Origin of the sequence: Candidatus Nitrosocosmicus oleophilus, from assembly GCF_000802205.1 — an archaeon.
Classification (GTDB): Archaea; Thermoproteota; Nitrososphaeria; order Nitrososphaerales; family Nitrososphaeraceae; genus Nitrosocosmicus; species Nitrosocosmicus oleophilus.
Genome location: NZ_CP012850.1, coordinates 1,112,200 through 1,134,917, shown reverse-complemented (window position 1 = coordinate 1,134,917; position 22,718 = coordinate 1,112,200). Strand labels below are relative to the sequence as shown.

At 34.0% G+C, this 22,718-nt stretch carries 15 protein-coding genes and 1 tRNA gene; 7 read left to right on the top strand and 9 right to left on the bottom strand.

The window, feature by feature from the left end; all coding sequences use genetic code 11:
- Positions 1-82: 82 nt before the first annotated feature.
- Both NMY3_RS05450 and NMY3_RS05445 read right to left on the bottom strand, forming a co-directional pair.
- Complete coding sequence (locus NMY3_RS05450; RefSeq protein ID WP_196817908.1) at positions 83-250, bottom strand: hypothetical protein; 168 nt, start codon at positions 248-250, stop codon at positions 83-85.
- 93 nt (positions 251-343) lie between these two features.
- The gene (locus NMY3_RS05445; protein WP_196817907.1) at positions 344-727 is read right to left on the bottom strand and encodes a hypothetical protein; all 384 of its coding nucleotides are present in this window, start codon (positions 725-727) and stop codon (positions 344-346) included.
- 652 nt (positions 728-1,379) lie between these two features.
- On the opposite strand from NMY3_RS05445, the gene NMY3_RS05440 reads away from it, so the two are divergent.
- The 3 genes from NMY3_RS05440 (at position 1,380) to NMY3_RS05430 (ending at position 3,436) form a co-directional block, all read left to right on the top strand.
- Positions 1,380-1,694: a hypothetical protein gene (locus NMY3_RS05440; protein WP_196817906.1), complete on the top strand. Its 315-nt coding sequence runs from the start codon at positions 1,380-1,382 to the stop codon at positions 1,692-1,694.
- A gap of 300 nt (positions 1,695-1,994) precedes the next feature.
- Positions 1,995-2,069, top strand: a tRNA-Arg gene (locus NMY3_RS05435).
- Between the two features lie 53 nt (positions 2,070-2,122).
- Entirely contained in the window at positions 2,123-3,436 is a 1,314-nt protein-coding gene (locus NMY3_RS05430; RefSeq protein WP_196817905.1) for a hypothetical protein, read from the top strand.
- A 336-nt stretch (positions 3,437-3,772) separates the two neighbouring features.
- Here NMY3_RS05430 and NMY3_RS05425 read toward each other — a convergent pair whose 3' ends face one another.
- Complete coding sequence (locus NMY3_RS05425) at positions 3,773-5,014, bottom strand: hypothetical protein (protein WP_196817904.1); 1,242 nt, start codon at positions 5,012-5,014, stop codon at positions 3,773-3,775.
- A gap of 213 nt (positions 5,015-5,227) precedes the next feature.
- Here NMY3_RS05425 and NMY3_RS05420 point away from each other — a divergent pair, with 213 nt between their 5' ends.
- The 3 genes from NMY3_RS05420 to NMY3_RS05410 all read left to right on the top strand — a co-directional run bounded on the left by NMY3_RS05420 (position 5,228) and on the right by NMY3_RS05410 (position 7,518).
- Positions 5,228-5,902 carry a hypothetical protein gene (locus NMY3_RS05420; RefSeq protein WP_196817903.1) on the top strand — a complete coding sequence of 225 codons (675 nt, stop codon included), beginning with the start codon at positions 5,228-5,230 and terminating at the stop codon, positions 5,900-5,902.
- Positions 5,903-6,085: 183 nt separating this feature from the next.
- Complete coding sequence (locus NMY3_RS05415; protein ID WP_196817902.1) at positions 6,086-6,301, top strand: hypothetical protein; 216 nt, start codon at positions 6,086-6,088, stop codon at positions 6,299-6,301.
- 269 nt (positions 6,302-6,570) lie between these two features.
- On the top strand, positions 6,571-7,518 hold the full coding sequence (locus tag NMY3_RS05410; protein ID WP_196817901.1) for an AlbA family DNA-binding domain-containing protein: 948 nt from the start codon (positions 6,571-6,573) through the stop codon (positions 7,516-7,518).
- A 244-nt stretch (positions 7,519-7,762) separates the two neighbouring features.
- Here NMY3_RS05410 and NMY3_RS05405 read toward each other — a convergent pair whose 3' ends face one another.
- The 4 genes from NMY3_RS05405 to NMY3_RS05390 all read right to left on the bottom strand — a co-directional run bounded on the left by NMY3_RS05405 (position 7,763) and on the right by NMY3_RS05390 (position 14,715).
- On the bottom strand, positions 7,763-8,485 hold the full coding sequence (locus tag NMY3_RS05405; RefSeq protein ID WP_196817900.1) for a hypothetical protein: 723 nt from the start codon (positions 8,483-8,485) through the stop codon (positions 7,763-7,765).
- Positions 8,486-8,812: 327 nt separating this feature from the next.
- Positions 8,813-10,939, bottom strand: coding sequence for a DNA polymerase domain-containing protein (locus NMY3_RS05400; protein WP_196817899.1), 2,127 nt, complete (start codon positions 10,937-10,939; stop codon positions 8,813-8,815).
- Positions 10,940-10,944: 5 nt separating this feature from the next.
- Positions 10,945-14,355, bottom strand: a complete 3,411-nt coding sequence (locus NMY3_RS05395; RefSeq protein ID WP_196817898.1) for a hypothetical protein — start codon at positions 14,353-14,355, stop codon at positions 10,945-10,947.
- 24 nt (positions 14,356-14,379) lie between these two features.
- Positions 14,380-14,715, bottom strand: a complete 336-nt coding sequence (locus tag NMY3_RS05390; protein ID WP_196817897.1) for a hypothetical protein — start codon at positions 14,713-14,715, stop codon at positions 14,380-14,382.
- 439 nt (positions 14,716-15,154) lie between these two features.
- Here NMY3_RS05390 and NMY3_RS05385 point away from each other — a divergent pair, with 439 nt between their 5' ends.
- Complete coding sequence (locus NMY3_RS05385; RefSeq protein ID WP_196817896.1) at positions 15,155-16,660, top strand: hypothetical protein; 1,506 nt, start codon at positions 15,155-15,157, stop codon at positions 16,658-16,660.
- Between the two features lie 601 nt (positions 16,661-17,261).
- On the opposite strand, the gene NMY3_RS05380 is transcribed toward NMY3_RS05385, so the two are convergent.
- Both NMY3_RS05380 and NMY3_RS05375 read right to left on the bottom strand, forming a co-directional pair.
- A complete protein-coding gene (locus tag NMY3_RS05380) occupies positions 17,262-19,370 on the bottom strand; it encodes a hypothetical protein (protein ID WP_196817895.1) in 2,109 nt (702 codons plus the stop codon).
- Positions 19,371-19,623: 253 nt separating this feature from the next.
- Entirely contained in the window at positions 19,624-22,560 is a 2,937-nt protein-coding gene (locus NMY3_RS05375) for a hypothetical protein (protein ID WP_196817894.1), read from the bottom strand.
- Positions 22,561-22,718 lie beyond the last annotated feature (158 nt).

Genomic DNA, 22,718 nt, shown 5'->3' with positions numbered 1-22,718 from the left:
AACAAAGAGGATAAGGCCAGTGTTGAATGTCTTGATGAGAGTATTATGTATCCTTTTGCAAAATGGGTAACATGAGTCCCCTTCAGCAGTGACGGAAACAATAATGGAAATTTACGGTAACCTTATCCCCACCTAATTTCATAACAGCATTACATGTGTCTCTTCCAGAACAGTCGCCTTGTATGTTTCCAAGTTCATACTCCCAAGTTACACTTTTTCCGGCACCTACAGCATGGATACTGTATGGCATTCCAGGAATAATTGGAATATCTGTTTGAGTTGTTCCTTCTCTTACATGTGTATTTGCTTCAAATTCGCGATAGGGTTGTCCATTTACAAAGACTTAAACAAGTCCATCTGGGCTGGGACAACTAAAGGACCCACCGCAGGTTGCTCTAAGGACCGTTGTTATAGACAATATCCCAATAGGACCAGGTGAAATCACTCCTTCAGGACATACGCCGGAGCCATCTTCTGAATTGGCTTGGTCTTGACATGCGATATTATTTCCTGACAATGCGCTACTATCACCCGAAACTACTTGATTATCCTGGTTTGACGAGTGCAATTCACTTCTTAGTTGTTCTACTTTGCTGTCGCCTTTACCGATTTGAGACAAAGCGCTATTTTGTGCATAAGATGAAACCGTGAGGTTAACTGAAACTAGACATATGGACAGTGTTAATACGATAAAAAATACAAATAAACTTAATCTTTTGATTGTCAATAACCATTACCATTGAATTATAAATATAATGGCTATTGTTAATTATGACTTTTAGATTTAATAGAATAATATTAGTCTCGTTTTGTCTGTTCTGGTTCTATATGGGGTAGCCTTTCATCAATCAAAATTAACATTATTTTAGATCTCATTATTTAAAAAACATCTTTATCAAAAGTAAACCTTCTGTTACTATATCACCAATTTCTTGATAGGTATGTTTTGCAAGAACATAGGATCTATTATATGTAGGCTTGTCTGGGTGCTTTTTATCTAAGTCTGTGACAGTTACCAGTGTTTTGGTTACCAATATCTATCAAGACTAAAATAGATGCTAACTACTTATACCTCTCCTGCTCTAATAACTATGAATAATAAATTGTGCAAAGATGTAAGTATAATATTGATACTTGGTAATGGTCTACTTTGCTTATCTCTTGTGTCGTCATCTTGTCCAAATAACATTGATGGGTAGACCGTTACCCGTATTTATGAGTAGGTATTTCATCTCCAGTATGCAGAGATTACATTAACTTTATCAATAATTAACATAAAGCTAGTGTATTCACTTGCAAGCAGATGTAAATATAAATAGCAATTTGGCCCATAATATGCTCACTCAAATTGTTTGATCGTTAGAAGTTTTCAATGACTAATGCATCTAACTAGTCTTTCGAGAAGAAAACCTTTTTATCATCATCCTCTGGTTTTACTATCAATGACAAATGAGATTGGTAAAGATAATAAATTGGGTCTAAATAATCACTCAAAGAACATGGAACAATCACTAAAAGTGGAAAGTAACTTAGATAAGGAGCAAATGGAAGTAAGACAAAGAGCATTCAATCAATCACCTGAATACAAAAAGAGAGAGATGGTGTTTGGTCAAATTCAGAAAATTAACAATCGCCTGTCAGATCTAGAAGGGAAAGTAGATGAAATATTAACAATCTTAAAAGCGGATAAATAAACTTATTTTGTCAGTTGATTCAATCATTGTGAAGTTTGAAGTATTAACTTGATTAAAGACCACTTCATGTCGAATTTGAATCCAACGAAAATATTATTACTCCAGAATATTGTAGTGAAGACTAAAAGCCAGCTACTAAAATCAGTAATCCCAACATGTCTTTAATTGGCGCTTCTGAATTCAGTAGCGCAAGCGATAATCACCATGAAAATATTTCAAGAAATTCAATTAATCACGAAAATCCTACAAGATTAAACCATTACAAATTATATAACTGCGCCGATTTTATACATCCCAAGGGGGTCCGTAGCGTAGTCAGGATATCGCGGCGGTCTTCGGAACCGCAGGTCATGGGATCGAAGCCCACCGGGCCCGTTTGATATCTCTTCCTTTTTTAAGACCCAGTTAATAATACATATGTAACAAGAATGAGCCTATCTTTTGATTCTTCCGATAATTTAGGAAATCAAAGTCCACTTAGTTTAACTCCATATCAAAAATTCATGTATGCTCTGAACTCTAAAGAATCAAAACGTCAATATCCTAAGAGGTTACAGAGGTTTCTTGATTTCATAGATATTAGATCGAATTCTATCGAAGAGAATTGTAATGTGTTTTATGAGAAAATAGAAGTAAAAGAAGACGGTATACTATGGCTTGAAAACGAATTATTCAAATTTTTCTCATTACAGAATCAGAGGGTTGAAAGTGGAGAAATATCCACAGAAACTATCAAGAATTATCTCAAGCCCATTAAAAGATTCTGTGAAATGAACAAGGTCAACGTTAACTGGAAGATTATATCGAAAGGGATAAAGAAAGGAATTAGATATTCCAACGATCGACCACCGACTATAGAAGAGATCAGAAAGTTAATTCAATACCCTGATCGTAGAGTGAAACCAATCGTTTTGGTAATGATATCATCTGGAATAAGAGTTAGTTCATGGAGTTATCTAAGTTGGGGTGACTTTACTCCAATATATAAGGACGAAAAACTAATAGCTGCAAAGTTAAAAGTTTTTAATACTAAAACAAAGAATTATTATTACTCATATGTTACCCCAGAGGCATACGAATCTGTCAAAGAATGGATGGTTTTTAGAGAATCTTTTGGCGAAAGAATCGGTCCGAATTCTTGTATTATTCGCAACCTTTGGCAAATTAAAAGTCAAAGATATGGTAACTATTTAGGTCTTGCAAAGCATCCCAAAAAATTAAGTGCCACAGGAATTAGAGTATTAATCAATGATGCTTGGAAAATACAGGGTTTAAGGGAGAAACGAACGCCTAAACATGGAGAATTCAATTTCAGGAAATATGATTTTAAAAGTGTACATGGGTTCAGGAAGTTTTTTGAAACGGAATGTCAGAAAGTAATGAGAGAACTCATTGTTTCAATGTTAATGTCACATGATACCGGTATAGTACAACATTATTTAAGACCGAAAGAGGAGGATGTTCTAACTGAATATCAAAAGGCAATGCCACTTCTAACTGTAAATCAAGATGAAAATTCCTTGAATGAAAAAGTCAAAGAATTAGAAGAACAAAATAAAACAAGTATCTATGTTATAAAAGGCAAAATGGAAGAAAAAGATGAAAAAGTCAAAGAATTAGAAGCAAAATATCAAACTATGAATGGTATTTTGCAAAATTTGCTCAAATCTATTTCTTCTGTAGATGAATCAGGAAAACAAACTATAGCAAAGCAATTGATCGAGGAAGGTATATTCAACTAGCATCTTATCTTGCCTGGGTTAGTTTAATCATATTTCCTTAAAATACAAATTTAATAGTCGAATCTATCTAATACAGGATCTTTTATCGTGATAACTAGTTCCCAATATCTATAAATCAAATTTTCCAGCTCGCATCGTAATATCAATGGAAGGTATGAGTAGAAACCAATTATTAAACGAAACCGGTGGCTTCTAATTCATGCAGTTTATGCGAATAGCTATTAAAAATTTTTAGAAGTCGTAGTGAATATTCGTTTCAAAAGGAAAAGTCCAATACATTTTTAACTACTATATGGTTTATTCATTTAGTAAAATTAGCAATACCCGAATTGCAATCTAGGCAATCTTTTCAATTTTGTGTACACTCCAAGTAGCTCTTCTTCTCCAGTTATTGTTGATCGAAGCGAATTGAATTTTGATCTTGTTCTGTTTTGCAATGTCTTTTACGGATTGAGGGATTTTACAGGTATTAGTAACAAGCCAGTATTCTGAAGACACCCCCTTTTTTTTATTGTTCTCGATAATTTTGATCTTTTCGATAATTTGATTAAGATCAGAGTCTGTCAATTCTTGATCGTAAACCCTGAATTTGCATTCGCAGTATAATTTTCTTATTTCCCTTGAACCTGATTCTGCATATACATCGATATCACTGTCAAAAAGATCTACTTTATGTCGTGGTATTACTCTATTGTACTCCTTTTCTCTAAGATAATCTGCCACAGAGTCTTCAAATATTCGGGAAAACAAGTTATGTATATCAAAAATCTCATTCTCCAAATAATTCAGCTTATTGTTCTCAACTTTAATTTCAGGTCTAGACTCCGTATTGGTATTTAAGATCTTATAGGCTTCTTTATTATGTATTGTATAACCAATAAATTCTCTTTTCCATTCGATTTCGTCAATAATAGGATCAATGGCAGCTGATCCATCCATGAAATTAATATCCGTTTTTCGTAAAATTTTTCTTCCCTTTGATGGACCGGCTTTAGATTCGTTAATTATCGGTTCTACAATTATAATATCATACGAGTCTGATCCTGGATTGTAAGATAACTCTATAATATCAAGATATCTATCTTTAACTTCATAAACTTCGGTCTTATATTCAAATAAAATCTCATATTCAAAATGATCAATATGTCTATGATACCCTAAATCTATTTGGTTTTTTAATTCTGCAGCGGTTTTTTCAAAATTAGAGAATTGTTTAGAATCTAAGAGCATATTGAAATCGTTAATAGATCTTGGTCCGGATATCCCCATTTTACCGTCTGGGTCTAAATTCGGAGCATATGCAAAATATTCGTAGAATACACTAATTTTATGGAATGTATCAATATATTTATCAACATATCCTTTCTCTACAAATAGCTCCAGAGTGTTTAAGTTATACTGTGAAATCTCATTTTGAACATCAAAATATCCTTTTTCTGCAATGGATTTTTTAATATGAGGTTCTTCTAATTGATTTTTTGATAGTTGAGCAGGGAACAATCTAGCATGAACTTCATTTTTGAGAAATTTCTTGTCCTTGTTAAGCCAAGTCCATAATCTTATAATATTAAAATCCATATTGCTGATATAGAGCATCATGGATATATTCCAATTTAAGAATTGAGTAATCTCAATTTTTTCTGCCGCAATTTTTCATCTGAAAGTGAATCACTCAAGTTTTCAAACTCGTATACTCATAAAATTCACTCATTTTAGCGTCTTTGTCTTGACTAAATATTATTTATTATTTAGAAATATATTTATACAATCAAATAAGGTTCATTCAATATTATGTTTTCCTATAAATCAGAACAAAATAGCTCTGATCCAGTATTGAATATAGGTACAGATATGAAAGACTATATCAATTTTATGTTTCCAGAAAAAAGTTTTAAAGAAAAGGAAAAGCCAATATTGTACCTAATTAAAAGTTGTGAATATTACGATCTTAGCGAAAGAGAATCGATTGAATCAATTAACAAGGTTTTAGGAGATAAGAGTATATCCAGAAGAACATACTACAACTATAAGAAAAAATTGTATGACAGTCAGGCTTTTGGTTTACTAAAAAATAGTTGCTATAATACAATTGGTGTAAAGTTGTTCATACTAGATAGCATTTTAGATGATTGGGAACATACTAAGAGAGCAGACAAATTAATAGGTCAACAATTTCCAAAACGAAAACAAGTTCTTGAAGATGAAGAAAAACAAAAAGAGGAATTAAACAATGTTATGAATAGAGCTGAAGCCAATATAAACAAATTAAAAGAAATGGAAACAAGCCAATCACGTATAGATTCTACATTACCTTCAAATCATACAACAAGAGAAGAGTTTGTCAAGTGTGGAAAAGAATTTTGTCTGCAGTGTCCGCATGGACCATATTATTATGCATATTGGAAAGATTCAACTACCAAAAAAATAAAGAAAAAGTATCTAGGAGTTATAGACCCGAGACAATGATGATTTATCTAATTCATGATCTAAGTCTCATTTGATTGAATTAAGCGTAATGTTTTGTCCTAATAGTCAAATTTTGCACTTTTCAAAATATCTTATGTAACAGGTAACACCACATCATGTAAATTTAGGGATGATTTAGCGAAAATCCAAAATATTTTTAACTATAGAGACCAAACTATGAGTATGGGAGAAGTCGAAAATTTTGTAAATGCTCCTATTTTAGGTAAGACAATTCAAGATATCAATGGGGGTAATTCTACTGCTTTGATTATCCCTAATGAGATGGCTAAAGAATTACAAATTGAAAACTCCAAAGTAACAATGTCCTTGATTAAGGATTTAGATGGAAATAAATATCTGCTTGTTTCAAAAGCTTATGTAGAGATATTTTTAGAATAGACCTTCATTTTTACGAGTTTCTATTAAGAATTGAATGTGTTTTCTATTCATGATGAACATTAGAATTTTACAATAGAACATAAGACTGCCCCTTTCCCACCTGATATAGAGATTTGACCTTGTGATACAAATTACGATTTAAAGTCAGGAAATAATTTAAAACCGTTGTATCATGAAAAGCAAAAAGTTTGAAGTGATCATGATTATGAATTTGATCCTTCTAGATAAACATAAAGTGAAGACATGATATTCAGAAATGGTTCGACAATATGGCAATTCCACAGCAGCTTGATGAATGGAACTATGATATCATCCAAGATTATGTAGAAAAAGGATATTTGGAGACAAATTCTTTTGAGTTTAAGGCTTCCATAAAAAGTAGGAATCCCACGGATAATATGGGAATAGTAGAAACCACATGTGCATTTGCCAATACTGAGGGTGGATTTATCATATTCGGAGTCGAAGATATAAGAAAATCTGACAAAGATAGGATAATAGGAGTACGTAATTCGGATTTAGCTAAAGAATTTGGGGATCGAATTTCAGGTATTAACCCTACAGTAGATTTTGATTTCTCTAATCCTCCTATCAAAATTCCTGGTAAGGATACTGTAATCTTCATAACTCAAATTAAGAAAAGCGAACTTAGACCTCATATCAAAGTTGATGTTGGAAAATTCTTCTTTCGAACCAATAAAGGGAATAAACAAATGAGTTATGAACAAATAAAACAAGAATTTTTAAATTATGAAGAAAGACTGAATCAGATTAATTTACTTTACATCGAGTTATTATCGAATCTAACAATAGCTGAGAATCTTGAGGAAGACACCTCAGAAGAAACTACACCTACTGATATAGGATTCCGAACTCCGATGTATCAGTTTGATACCACTGTGATTAGTTCTATAATACCAAAAATTTTTACTCTCTTAAGCAAAGACAAGTATATTATTGAGTTGTTAATTAGACTAAGAATTCAGTTGGAAGCAGAAAATAGAGGTTTGCACCATTATCGACTTAAGATGTTTAATCCTCAGATTACAAGGCAAAACATGAAATTGAATGAAACCATAAATAACATACAGGTTAATATGACTTTAAATAAATACATCATACCATCATTAAAGAAGGCATTAGCTCGTATTGAAAAGGAATACCAAATCAAAAATCCGTTACCCGACGAGAAATTTGTAATTTATAAGGAAGAATAATAAATATACATTACCTACATGCAGACAGTCAAATCCTTGATTTCAAAATTCAATATCGTTAATTCAGCTTTTCAAACATTGGTTTCGCATTGAGTCAACATCTCTACTTTCGATTAACTAAATTTAAATTTAGAGTACCTCTCGTCTGTATTTAGTTGGAATTTATTAGCAGGATTATTCTCATTTTCATTGAGGAAGAATAATTTTACACTTTTCAAAATTTCTTATATAACAAATATTGTAATTATATTGTAACACTATCGACTAAATATAAAAGGGTGTTATGGTATTTGGTTTGTATATTGGGCTTATTCGCATAATATTGATATCTAGACTCTAGAATTCTTAAACACTCTTCACTTGCATTATAATTCCATTTCAGTAACCACCAATCTTTGAGTACGGAATGCTTTAATGGTAAATCATATTTGGTAAAAGGATAACATGTGCCATGATCATTACAATACATATCTAATAGAGTCTTGAATTCACTAGATGCTACAATTCCAATGATTTCAGGTTTGTCATAGCATATTGCCGCATCATCAATGGTTGGTCCAATAATTGCATCGAATGACTTTAAATATTCTCCAAAATTTATTGAACCTCTAAAGAAAAGTCCATTTAATATAGCTTCTTGAATGATTTCACATAGTGCAAGTCCGACGCTTTTGATATAGTTTACTAAATTATTGTTTTTGTCATAGTTTTGCGACTTTATTGATATTATTATGGTATCAGAAAAACAATATTTATGAAATGGTAGGGCTTGTTTATTAAAGCAACTGTCGATAAAATAATTAATATTTGTCCATTTGGTAAAATGATTCTCATAATTTGGTGTCTTCCAAATTCCTTTTACTCCTAGTAAATCCATTACAACTAAAAACCCAACTTCTCTTTCAAATGGCAGTCCTTTTTGATGAAATTGACCACCATATAATGATCCGATTGTATTATACGACATCTTGATGACTATTCATAATAATACTTAAAAGTAATTATCTAACTGATTCAAAAAATTCTCAAAATAAGCATATGACATAACTTCGAAGATAAATCACCGCATAAACTAGATATTTGAAGAAAGACGTTTTAGCCAAGAAAATGAAAAATTTGAGTTATACAATTTGGACGAAGGTTATTCAATTTGTAACCGTTGCACTAATTAATTGATATTTAGAACAATATAGAATCCAATTAATCAAATCTTGCACTTTTCTATATATCTTATGTAACGACAGAGTATCGAACAAACTTGATTTGCTGTTAATTATAGTAGGAACAAAAGAGGTTAAGATAGACTTTTTGAATTTATCATAGTGAGTATTTTTCTCGAAATTTCGGGTTTAATCTCCTGTACATCAAATCCTGTAATTTCCAATGTCCTTTTCAGTTTTTCAAACAATCGATCTATATAATGATCTAAATTTACATTTTCAGGGTCAGGTGCAGAGGTCGAGTAGTTTTCACTCGTTTCTTTATCTATATTTTTAGTCTCATACCACTGAATTACTTCTCCTTTATCCTTATTCATCAATCGCCCAACTTTTCCCGTCCTGTTACTACTTACGTATTCTGTTGGATGCATTCTTAGTTTTTGAGAGTAACTCAGTTCTTCTGCGATACTGTTTTTTGAGCTACATGCATTATTGACAAGGTCGAACACAGCATCGTCTAACAACTTTGGTATAATCTCAAACCTACTGTCTGGCTTTGTAATAATCTGTTTTATTATTTCATATACCCACTTTTTTATCCATAATGGATTGGATTCTGCTAAACCGTCCAATCCTTTAATTATTATCCTGTCATTTTCTTTATCCAGTACGCCTACAAATCTATTATTGATTCCATAAAATATCGAATTCTTGAATACGTTCTTTATTTCAAGCGTAATTCCAAGTTTGTCTTTACATTGTTTGATAAATTGGTTGATAGTCTGTTCAGGATTTTGACAGTTTGCTTCTTTTATTTTAAAGAAAATAGAGTCAGTAAATCCAAATACAATGTCAAAGTTAAAAGGTTCCCTGGATGCTAGAGTCTCCATTTGTTTATGGATTCGCCTTCCTTCTCCGGTTATGCACTCTGCTACTTTATAATTTGAAAATTTAAAATATTTATTTGCAAAAAGTCCAAATCCCGAATTTGCAAATAATTTCGCACCCATTTGACAATTGTGAAACTCTTCTAAAAGTAAATTATTAGGACAAGGTTTTGACTTTTCTTCCTTTATCAATCTCAGATACTTTTCTCGATCTGTCAGAACCTCTTCCAGTATCATGCATAAAGCTCCTTTTCTCTTCCTACATGTCCAATAATTTGAAACTTGTCTATCAATCTTTTGCTCCATTAAATTATCATTTATTACCTTTATAGTTTCAGTGTCCAAATATGCAGAAGGCGTGTTTTTACAACATATACAATTTAACGTATCAAATGATAGATTATTATTTATTACTATTGTAGGATACATTCCTTTCGCATCCAATTCATAAACGAGTGTATTAACAAATAAACCCCTTTGCGAGCGAGTATGATGACCTCCTCCTATCTCTTTTTTTTCGAGACTGTAGTAGGGGGTATAACTCAATGTACAATCACCTCTCTCAATCATTTTTTCATATTTGTTAGAATACCAGTTACTAACGCTTGTATGACAGACCACATAATAGTCCATCTTAGCATAATGTGAGAATATTTTCATCAATCTCAAAACAATACAATTTCTGTATTGTGCTAACATCATTATCAATTCTGCATCTCTTTTGACGTACTTTTTTTGAAGTTTAGTGGATTTTTGTAAAATATTTGTAGTTCCTGCATCCATACCTTCATATTTTGATATCTCTAGAATTGCAGAACTTACTGAGTCCAGACTGGTAGTTCTGTATCGTCCATCTAAAACATAATCTTTTATTACTTGCTTTTCAAATACCTTAATGAGATCAATATGTTTATTCTTAGAACCTTTTTTCAAAGTAATATATTTGCCATTGTAACCGATCTCAAATGGCGATTCAATTCTATGAAATAAACATCTCTGATGCAAAATAAAAAAGTCTGAATCTCTACCTTTAACTTGAAATACCTTTTTTCTCGGATCGTATTTGCCTATAGCAACACCAGTAGTATACCAGCCAAATGTTAATGGAAATTGGTTAAAATAGAATAAGATATCCTCAATTAATGCTTTTTCTGAATTAATAGATTCGTTAGTTTTTTGATATTGAGATATATGTAACACTATTCGTTCTCCCCAATTGGTGCAAAAAGCTGCTGCAAATATCTGAGTTTTTGAATGTAGATATTTACCTCTGTATGGAATCCATTCCATGTCTATACTAGCAGTGTTTAACACCTCATCTCTATAACTCTCAATTTTAAATGGTTTTTCGATTGAATTTATATTCTTATTCAAAAAAGTTATTTCTCCTCTTTTAAATTGACATCGTATTGATCTTCTAAATCATCATTGGTCTGTATATCTGCTGATTTTCTATGAATTAGGTGTATTTTGTCATGATTGGGATATTTCTTATTGGTATCGTCATCCGAAAACAGACCAATACTGTTTGTTATTCTTTGGTTAAGATCGTTTGAATGCGATGAATGCGATGAATGCGATGTGATAACCCTATTACAGGGCAGTATGATTTTTTCAATTACATTAGATGCTGGGAAATTCTTTTGATTATCTTCATTTGATTGTAGATTGCATACATCACCTTGATCACATTCATCGCATTGAGGTGGTATTCTTCCTTCAGTATTATGGTCTTTTACTTCATTGTGTGGATTATTCAAGCAACCTTGAGTTTGATCGGATGAAGTTAATTGTAATGAGACGGTATCCGATGATGAAGGTTGAATAACTTTAGAATTTGACAATTCGTTGTTGGTCTGTTGTTTTATCTGCTTCTCAAACCATTGGAGTGTTACGGGGCTACTACCAACTTGCTTTATATATTGATTCTGAATTAAAATTTCTTTAACAGCGCGTGCTTTGTAGCTTGTCCTTAACTTCTTTTCTCCTGAAAAATAAGACGCTACCTGCGGATTTTTGGAACAAGCTAAACTTATTAATTCGTCAATCCGCCTTTCGATAAGAGGGTTTTCTTGAAGAATTTCCATACAAACATCAGCTGCCATATGTTGTGGATTTCTTGGAACAGCATAGGGATTGTCAAATATATCATATTGCGATGAAACATATTTGTATAATCTTATAGCGTCATATGCTTCATCTACATCTGCAACATTCTTAAATCGCAATTTGGCAAAGGCTTTGGTTAACCTTTCCAATACATTTTTTATTCTTACAGATCCTCGTTGTGTGGCAACATCTATCCAAAAATTCTCTATTTCTGAAATAGCATCTTCAGATAATGTCGGTTTAAATTGTTTAGCATATATCATAACTTTTCGCAAAAAGGTGTAGTCCAATGAGTTATGATAGTTTTTATCACACTTTCTGAGTTCGGAAGCAAATGTTTTTAGATCGGATCTATCTCTCGGCATTCTTAGGAAAAATTGTAAATCATATCTATCGATTTCTTTAGGAGGTAATGGAATCTCTGATAGATCGATGTGATCAGGATATTTCCAATATGTTCCTATAGGATTGCATGCAGAGATCATGGTAACTGGAGCCACAAGTTGTGCATCTATGGTATATTTTGAGATATGAGTAACACCTTCTTCCATTATATCGCCTAAATACAATTGATTTTTGAAGTTGAGATCGCCTATTTCATTAGCAGCAAAAATAGCATTTTTTGCTAAAACCATAGAACCTGCTCTCACGCTATAGCTCCCACCACTCTCGTCCTTTTCGATCATTGCTGTTAATGAAATTCCAGATGTGTTGGACATACTCATGTATTTTGAATTTGGTACAAGTTCTATTACGTCCTCAAGAAGTTTTGTTTTTGCTAGACCGGGTTCGCCTACTAAGAGTACATGTATTCTGTCTCTTTTCCTAAATATCTCATCAGGACCACTGCTTACAGCAGAAAGTAACAACGCTACTTTAGGATAATAATTTCTCGCAATTTGAGGAGCAAATTGTGAAACAAGATATTCAATCCAATCATCCTTTGCTACACCTTCTGTATCAATCATTTCTTTTTCCTTTTTTAGATAATTTATTTCTTCGATATCTTTTTGAGTTAATTCTATTTTCTCGTCAAATTCATAAGAAATAGAGTTTCCATAAAGAACTGCTATCAGTTTCTTTCTTTTGTTATCATTCTTATTTATAACTGATATGTTTCCATTTATAATTACTGTTTCGCCAATTTTTAGCGATTTTATGTTTTCTTCAAATAGAAAAACCAATAATCTGTCTATATCATTAACATTATCTACATCCTGCAATTCTAAATCTACAGCATTGGTGTATTCAAGAGTGGTAGATACTGTGAATTTTCCGCATTGAGGGCATTTACCATTTATGTCCTTATCATTAGATAATAGTAGAGGTTTTGGATGTCTTGTTCTTGTTTTAAAATTACATTCTTGATTGTAACACATATGATTAGTGGCTGATATCATTTTAAAACTACCACTACATTTCATTATCTTACCTCGTACTTTGACCCTGCCTTCATGAAACATCTTTGTTTGAGAAACTGATAATAAGTTTTCACAAACTGCATCTTGATCATAATTATCATCGTCGTCACTTGCTATCTTGCTATTGTGTATATTTTTCTTGATGTCATCAAGCCATAAATTTTTTATATCATCAATTATTTTTTGGGTTTGCTCAATTGAGCAATCGGCAACTTGAGAAATGAATTCCGTAAAGGTTGGACTACCAGTCACAGGTTTGTTATCGAGAGCTTTTTGATATGTATAACGAATTGTAGAATGACGTTCGTTCCTTGATTCGTCTTTTTTCATAGCGCAAATCTCAGATATAATTTTACTTGTCGAATTTTCCGAAATATTACAATGATATGCGTACCCACTAAAGTGAAGAACGAAATTGTTTCGTGTTTTTTCTATATAGAAAGGTGATAGTAGCGTAGCAGAAGTGATTATAGTATTTTGCGAAAGATCGAATAACTTCGTTAAATTTAATTCATTTAGTCCTGCATTATCATTATTTTTTGCATGGTCATTATCACTCTTTTGGATTAGACAGCTTTTGAGAATTTCAATAAATAATCCATATAAGGAATCACTTATTAGTAATTTTTCCTTTTGACCTATGGAGCTATATCTAAAGTTCTGATCGTTCCTGGATGTAGAAGGGGGTAAAGTACATAATCCGCTTCTCTTGTCAGTTTTAATTTCAAATTCATAGTCTTTCATGCAATTAAGAGTTAAAATCGATTTATTTTGCTGGTGTGATAACCACCAAATATGATAACCATAAGGTTTTCTAGTTTTTGTTACAAAGGTAATTTTTTTACAAAGATCCATAAGTCTTAAATTCATAAATTCGTATCTCGATGTATTAGATTGATTCATCAGATCATCTAGTAACGTATTTACCTTTTCAAAGGCATACAAATTTTTAATGGGTACGTTCAATAGGTTAAAAACATTCTCTGAATCAATATCTAAAGCTTGAATAAATAACTCGTAATTTGTTGAATCTTTTAGGTGAGTTCTCCCAAAGGTAGATGCTACATTAACAAATTTCATATATACATTTGGATCCTTAAAATCAGCTTCTTCCCAATAACCATCATTGTCATAGATCGGTGTCCATTGAGTAGTTGGAATCCCTTCATATGATAAGGGTACAGGCTTAAAACCTGCTTTCCATAACGAATTTAAAATTTCTGAACTAATTTTGTAACTATTAGAATTGTTCGTAGACATTATAGTCACTATTTAACGTCTTCCTTACTTATCCTGAAATACAAAGTTTCGATCCTCCATATTACTTTTGGAAAACTGTCGTATTGTTAATCGAAATGTTTTTTCTATTTCTGCAGGCGAAAGTATATCTAGATAGTATAATATTTTATAATAGCCCTTAAAGTGAGAATGTTTTACCACAATCGTATCGTTTTTACTTCTAAGTTGTTGCCAAAATTCGTTTTTATTTTGTTTTTCAGAATAGAAAAGATTAGATTTTAAGTAATCTAATAATGATTCACTTAATTCCCTCTGTATGGAATTAGAAGATTCAAAAGGTTTATTAGAATTGGCATTACTAATATTAGATAGCTTAGACAACTACAAAACTCCTATTTTTTCTCTTTATGGCAAAAGCAGTTACATTTGATTTGAAAATCTATCATATAGTTCGTATAAATTATCTTGCAGTCGTCACAACTAACAGGACATCTAGCGAGGTCTAAGTGTAGTAATGATTGGTCAGGCATTAAGGCCTTACATCTCCTATAAGGTAATTTTCTAATATACGGAGAATAAATTTACTTCGAGGGACATCAGCTCGCTTGAAATCTATTTCTTCGAATATTCTTTTCGGAATATACAAAGAAACCCTCTTGTTAACTTTTTTATGTAATAACACACTATAACTAAAAAATAGGTAGTATGAATAATACGCGACCTGACAGGTTTTGTGCTCACAATAATGAAAAATGACAAAAAGACTGACAGACATTAAGAAAAGAACAAAGTAGAGAGGCTGTTTCTCTACTGCCTTGGAATGAGCTCCAAACCCTTAGAAATTAGCGAAATTGAGGATGCAGTCGAAAAGGAAATTCCCGGTTCTAGACAAAACTATGTGTATGAAGTTGAAAAGAGATTATATCACAAATCAGCATATACTCCCTCTACTTTGGTCTTTAGAGAAGGTGATTTTCTAAACACGAAATCTGATCAATTTGAATTGGTACCTTTGAAGTTTAGAGATAAAGCTTTTGAGATTTATAACGATTATTTCAAATGTGAATCAAGTTATGATCTGAAATATGATCCTATAGAGAAGGAAAACACGAATAATCAAAAGATTAAAGGTATTAAAATATATGATCAGCAAAACAATTACTTACGGATAGAAATAAACTTCACTCTTTTAAATGAAAAAGGTAAATTAGAAGAAGGGTTAGTAAAGTTTTTTCAAAAATCTAGGTTTTCAGATTTTGAAAACGAGTTATATTTACATACTGGGAGAGAAAAAGGTGGATTTGTAGTACGTAATTTTAGCATAGTTCCAAATTATTTTTATCTTGATTATGTTGACATGGTTTTCCATCAAGATGGAGAAAAGAAGTATGTATTAAATTTGAAGGGGCTGCTGCATCTTTTTTTACTTTCTGGTAACAAGCTTGAGATATTTGAAATTGATAAAATTCTTTCGAATGTTTCTGAAATGGATGAATATATGAATTTAAGAGATGAAATTGATTCGGCATATGGATCAATTACAGGAATTAAATATAAGTATGGTAACACTGGCGATATTCAAAAGATTTTTAGTTCATCTGTGTCTCCTAAGATAAAGACTCGATTTCCATTTTTATCTTTCTATAACCTGTACAAAGAATATATTGCTTCTGAGGATGAAAGTTTTGTAAAAGATTTCTTGTTCGGTGTGGCTGTAGATTTTGAGCCACAGTTGCGTATCATGAGTATTACCAAGTTGAAGTATGAAGTAACAAAAAGGTATTTAGAAAGGATAAGGAAATATTTTTATAGTTTTCATAAACAACGTCTACTCCATACGAATCTATCGAGCAATACATTTCAAGCTATTACAAAATTACAAAATGAAATCGGCATATATGTCGAAGAAATGAAGAGATCTGATTATGAGTGGGAAAAACTAGAGAGACGATGGTATGAAGAGCAACATGTAAATATTGAATTTGAAAGAAAACTTAATACACTCACCGATTTGCATGCAAATGTAATATCATTGAAAGAAATATTACCTGTTAATAGATATAACAGAGTAATTCCAACTAGATTCCAAGAAAAAATAATCAAGAGATTTTGCGAATACTATAGAGAAGAAGAGGATTCATACTCTTTCATAAATCATTATGTTCTGGTCAAAAACAGTCTGCTCAAGGAAATAGCACAGAGCTCAAGCCAAAATAATTATGATTATGTTCTACAATCAGAATTACATAAAAATGGAATTCCACTTGATTGTAAAAAAGACATACAGAATTGGATCAAGAATTACCTTGAATCTTTGGAACAGTGATTAGGGTACAGTATATAACAATTTTGCGGTTTATAGACTCGTAATATATCTATTACAAACCCACCGGAGTTGTTAATTATACGAATCCTAATAATCATCTTCTATTTATTAGTAATAGAATTGAGATACACCATTGTCTGCTAAATTGAGTATAACATTGCAATTATGGATACTAAAGTAAAAAATCAAGTTAATGGACAAGTAATAAGAGATAGCGAATATCCGAATGTTATTAACACTTTTGAGAGCTGTCGAAGACTTGTGAAAGATTGGTGAGAATTAACTGTTCTTGAATACCATCAACATTATCTCATCGTTTTATGACTAAGAATATTTTCAGATTTACCCAGATTGTACGATTACTGTTGAATTTGAGTTTTCTCTTCATTCATTGACTTTAATTTTGTAGACTAAAAAATTGGAAAGAGCAAAAATCAAAGATTATTTAGTCCACTCCAATTAAGAGTAATTACCAAATTAGATGACAGTTATTAGGAATAATTAATTTAATAAAATTTGACCATAATCTGATGTATTTGATCACTAGAACTACGTACACATCAATCATTGCCGATTCTATGGTAATTTTCATTATCAGAGGTCATAATGCTTCCCATCTCCCCTTCGTGGGAGAGTATCGATATCGAGAAGGGATCCGAAATTTCAAAGCCGGCTCACCTCGAGCTTTTGCCAATAATTTAAAATCTCCCAATAAACGACTACTTCGTAAAATAGACTCATCGAGCCCTAAATGTTTTAATACAAACATATGCGCGTCGAAGATCTCTTGTGCCGTGTATAGTGCCTCCTGTCCATGGGGGATAAGATAGTTCAGCATCTGTGTCTTAGTTGTATGGACATAAGATATTGGTAGTCCTGGCATTTTAGCTGCAATTCCAGGACCTTTTGGTACTAAGATAGCAAGACCCAAATCTTTTTCGTCGAAAGCTATCACGATACGAGGATCATTGCGCCAGAATCGCTGTTCCAGGATATGGTCTACTTCATAGTAGGCCCCATGTCCAGCGTTTACTTTCGCGAGAGATTTAGCATCCTCGATCTGTACGGCATATGTGTCAAAGTGCGTCAACTCTTTTTGACTAACTGGTCTCAATCGCACATCATTTGCACGGCTCCGCATCAAGATATTCTTCCAATTAGGTCCAAGTTCCGTTTGGAGCTCAAATAAAAACCGACTGTTCTTATTTCTTTGTTGTATAGCCCAATTAACGGGATCTGCAAATCGATTACGACTTACATATTCATTGAAACCTTCTGCGAGGATAGGATTTTTGAAATTCTTAAAATCTGCACTCATAACTCTCTCAATCTTACGCATGTCAAGTTGTCGAATGAATGCCGCACTTACCAGGTTATCGAATTCTTTGATAAATTGACTGGCAGTAATTTTCCCTGCAGCGTAAAGAGCCATCTTTCTTGCAAGGTCAGTTGCGCTCTTGGTATCGATTTGTCCAACGGCCTCAAGTAGCTCCCGTTGGAGTCGAATTTTAACAATTCTGGTAATACCATCGTCCAAAATCTGGGCCAAAATTCTTTTACTACTATCTCTTGGTATTACCTGTATGATCTCTTTCTGAAGGTTTCTAACGGCGGGTGTGGCTTTTAAAGCAAAGGGTAAAACTGCTGCAAACCCCATCATCACAAAATCAAGATCAGCTACCTTATAACCCCAGAAATCCTTACCTGTGCTTAGTGAATATACAAGCTGTGCTATGTTATAGAGCGCACCTATATATGGAATGAATCCAACTCCTAATTCAAACAACGTGATCCATACTGGTCGTCTTGGCGTTGATCCTGGCGTGTCCCTTATATTGAAATATGTGAATGTATAGTCGTCTAGTGAGGATCCCTGTGGGGGTACATCATCTACACGGTAAACTTTACGGGTCTCAACCAATATCTCATATTTCCTAGCAGGGATGGCTTCGGCTCTGATACTGACGTTTGGACTGTAAACAATACGGATTCGAAATTCATGTTCTCTCTCTCTTGGGGGACCCACTGGTAGGGGCGGCTCAGGCCAATCATTCAAAAATGGACCAGGTCTAATTATTTCGTACGCGAATGCAGCGGGCTGGTCGTCGCGGTCTATCTGTAGTCTAAGCGAATATTTTCCACCTGTACTAACGAATTCTACGCCATTCGGATAAGGTATCACTCTGACCACTGCCTCTAACTCATCGTCTGCTGGGAGACTCATCAAGAATCCCAAGGAATAAGGTTCTTCTAAAAAACGCATTGGTTCAATTGGTTCGTCTGGTTGTGGGACTAGTGATTCATCCTGAGGTCGAAATACTTCGAGCCGTACAACCTGATTTAAAGGATCGACAAATTTACGCCCAGTTTGAATATCTGTTATAACTCTATGGTAAAGTTTGCTACCCTCGATTGTAGTTTGCTGGAAGCTAACCATTGGGGACAAAACTAAGCGGATCACATACGTGTCATTCAAGCTACCTGTATTATAGAAATTCGCACTTACAGGAGGTGGTAACATATCCCAAGCAAAAGGCTGTATTCCAGTTTTATGCCAAGGCGGAGAAGTGAATTCTATGATTATTTTGCCAGCGTTGGGATCCAAAGCATCTGCGAAGAAAATTAATTCACCTCTACCTATTGGATCTTTCTCATGGCCTTGATCTACATAGGCTTGAACGTATCCCAAAATTGCAGGATTAGACTTCAATTCTGTACTCCTGTATCGCCATCATCTTTACTCCATTTTAACATCGATCCGTCAGTATGGCTACAGGACGATTTAATCAATCAGAACAATCACTAGAGATAACAAATAATTAGTTTAAGTAATGAGATGCGAGCAATTGAATTCATAAGTTGCATTTCATGGTCACAACCAAATGGCAGACCAATGACGTTAAGAATATCCTTTTGAGGAATACCATTATATCGTTTTGACCAATCATTCATCTTTCTATCTTTCAACTTTCAACCCACTTCCCATCTTCGTCATAGACCCAACTCGGCAGCGAGTCGTCATCACGCAGTTTTACCAATGTAGTTGGGATCTTAACAATCCAGGGTTCACCTTCGGGAATTTCAGTTCCTGGTCGGTCAAGCCTTTCTGCTAGTTCATCTGCGACGGGCAGATATAACGGACTGGATATTGTGGGAAGAGGCCCTCCATTCCACAACTCTCCGTATTTTCTAAAGTGGTCAATGGCACTCTCAAAGCCTGGTCGAACAGGGACTACCACTCTACAATAGCCCGCCTTTAAGAACTGATTGAACAACGGGTCTGGGTCTTCAAAAACAATTCGCTCCTGCCATTGACCCTTCCTTCCCCAGAAATAGGGATATCCCACCCATGTCATGTTCTCCCATTCAAAAGCTTGTTCAAAAAAACGTACGTATGGTCCCTCGGTTTGAGCCTTTGGTAGGTCAATTTGTGGAAATTTACCAGCGCTGTCTAGTTCTATTGCATCAAAGAGATCGTAGTGTTGATCCGTGATGATGCTAATACAGTTCTTCTTTAGCTCATTGTTAATAGTCTCTAAGTTAAAAAGTGGATTTTTACCTTCAATCGATACACCTGCTTGGATACTTAGCGCAGATAACTTCTCTTCGTATTCAGATAGACGTGCCTTATAAGCAATAGTGATTTTAGCATGAGTATCATGACGCCATTTGTTCATTAAGTGAAGTGTTCGTTGGCACTTTACTTCAATGGCGAAATTAATAGTGTCGATATTGAAAGTATCCAATGCAAAAGGAATCGATTTTGTCTCTAAATCGAGTGGAGTGGTCCATATCCAAGAATGCGGGGTATCGCCACCACCTACCCGCCTCCCTAAGGCAAAGGAGGAAGAAGCAGGATCACCCTTTTCATTAAAAATAGCAACTACGCATCCTTCAATGGCCTCGTAACCATCGTCTATAGCTATTTCTCCTGCATGACTGTACTCCTTAGTACTTTCAGTACCCTTAAAAGTATGAGATGCAATTATATATTGTTCAGGTGGAGGAGATACATCAGTTACCCCATATAGTTTAACATAATCACCATAAGTATTCTCGTCTATTTGTGCTGGTGTTAACGTAAACTCTTCTGGCTTTTCAATATCTATACTGCTTTCTTTTGCAGACTTCAAGACCTCGATTAAGAATGCTGCAGGCTCGGGAATCATAAAGTCAAACATTGTCCGCATTCCATAGTTAAACATCTGCGCCTGGTAAATCTTGTTTATCCACTGATAAACTCCAGATATGTGATTTGATCCAATTTGTTTATTATCAAACTCATGTAGGTTTTTTTCTGTTGTCTCTGTTGTAATTCGGAGCGATTCTCGTAGAAGAACTCTCTCAGTTATTTTCGCAGCACTTCGTTCAGTAATTTCTTGAGAATACGAACTAGCGGACTTTGTAGCTTCTTCTTTTGATCGCGAAAATGCGCCTTCTGCACTAGCAGTAAACTCTACTGACGGACCATATCTTCCAGATAGAGTTAAGCCAGCCTTAAGAGAAGAATCTTGCTTTATAGTTGTATTAGTTTCTTGGGACATCTCATATCTGCTGCTGGATTGCAGATCTCGTTCTTCTGACTTGGTTACTTCGGTTTCACGGAAAGTAATCTGTTCAATTTCCTGTCTTCGAACATGCTCACGAATCAGGTGTTCACTCTTTAATATGTTTTCGATGTGAGCAATATCCGCTCCCTCATAACCTATTAGTTGTTGCTTCACAATCATCAAATCACTGACTCCTGAAGGAAAAACCTTACCCCTCGTTGTGGGAATTTGGTCCTCCAATGCTAAAGTAGGAAGTTTCTTGTATGGAGGTCCCCTTAATAAGACGCTTTCCCAACGAGAGGATGATGGAGTCGAGATGGTTACTAGGGTATCACCAATTCGTTTAATTATCATCCGAGGTGATTTAGCATACAAAGCATCAAGTTCACTGCGCGATTTAGTAATCTCCTTTTTCAGTGATTCAACAAGCTTGTCCAATGGGGTTTTAGTTATATCCAAATCCTTATCCTTTAGAATATTCTTTGTACTTTCAGATAATTTGTCATGAGCACTAGACTTTAGACGGAAAGTAGCTTCATCACCAGGTAGCGGTTTAAAGAGAGGCTTTCTGGTTTCCTTAGGTAATTCTTCTCTGGGACTGCGTCCGTTACTTTGGGTCTCTGGAGTTGTATGAAAATATTCTCCACCTAGTGTAGTCAATTCCTCTATTGCCTTTACAGAGGCTAAGTATCGATCAACAAGGCTCTGTATGTGGTTTTGACGTTTTGTATTTTCTTCTTTCAGTTTGATATACCATTCTTTCTCTAATCTAGCAGTCGAAAGGACTGATGGTAAAGCGGGAAAATCTGGCAAGCGTAAAGAACGCCTGCGATATAACTTTAAGGAGGTAACAGATTTAGGAAAATCATCGTGAGACGCTACTTTAACAATCAGATCTAGGTCTCGAAGTTGTCCAACTAGCGCTTCAATGGGAAGAATATGTTTCTCCTGTAGTTGTTTAATTGCTAAGATGGAGTCTTTAAGCCTCATCACTGGAACCTCGAGTACAGAATCTCGGATTAGTTCATCTGGATCTGCATCAAAGGCCTTTCTTACCGCTCTGACTACATCCTCATGTGATACTTCCTCTTCTCGTTCTAATTTGTCTAGCGAGCGAGCAAAAGTCACTAAATTTAAATGCAAAGGATTTACACTGGGTTCGCTAATAAAATCAGGCCCAGCGACATAAATCAATGCTACCTCCCTCATTGCCTCACGAGGTCTGTCGGATTTTGATGCCTCAATGAGATCTCTTTGAAAGGGTGTATTCTGACTTAGGTCTATACTAGAGTTGGCTGGATCTTGATTTACCGCAGGACGAATAAAAGAGAACCGAAATAATGACTCCATGTCAAAGCAATAGCGTCTTCTAGCATAAAAACTTTTTAAGTATTTTCCCATTAATTGGCAATATTCATCATAGTGGATGATAAGCATTCTAGAATAGTACACCAATTGATTTGAAATAGGATAACTTTTTGTAGATTCTAATACTTGCGTTATTATAG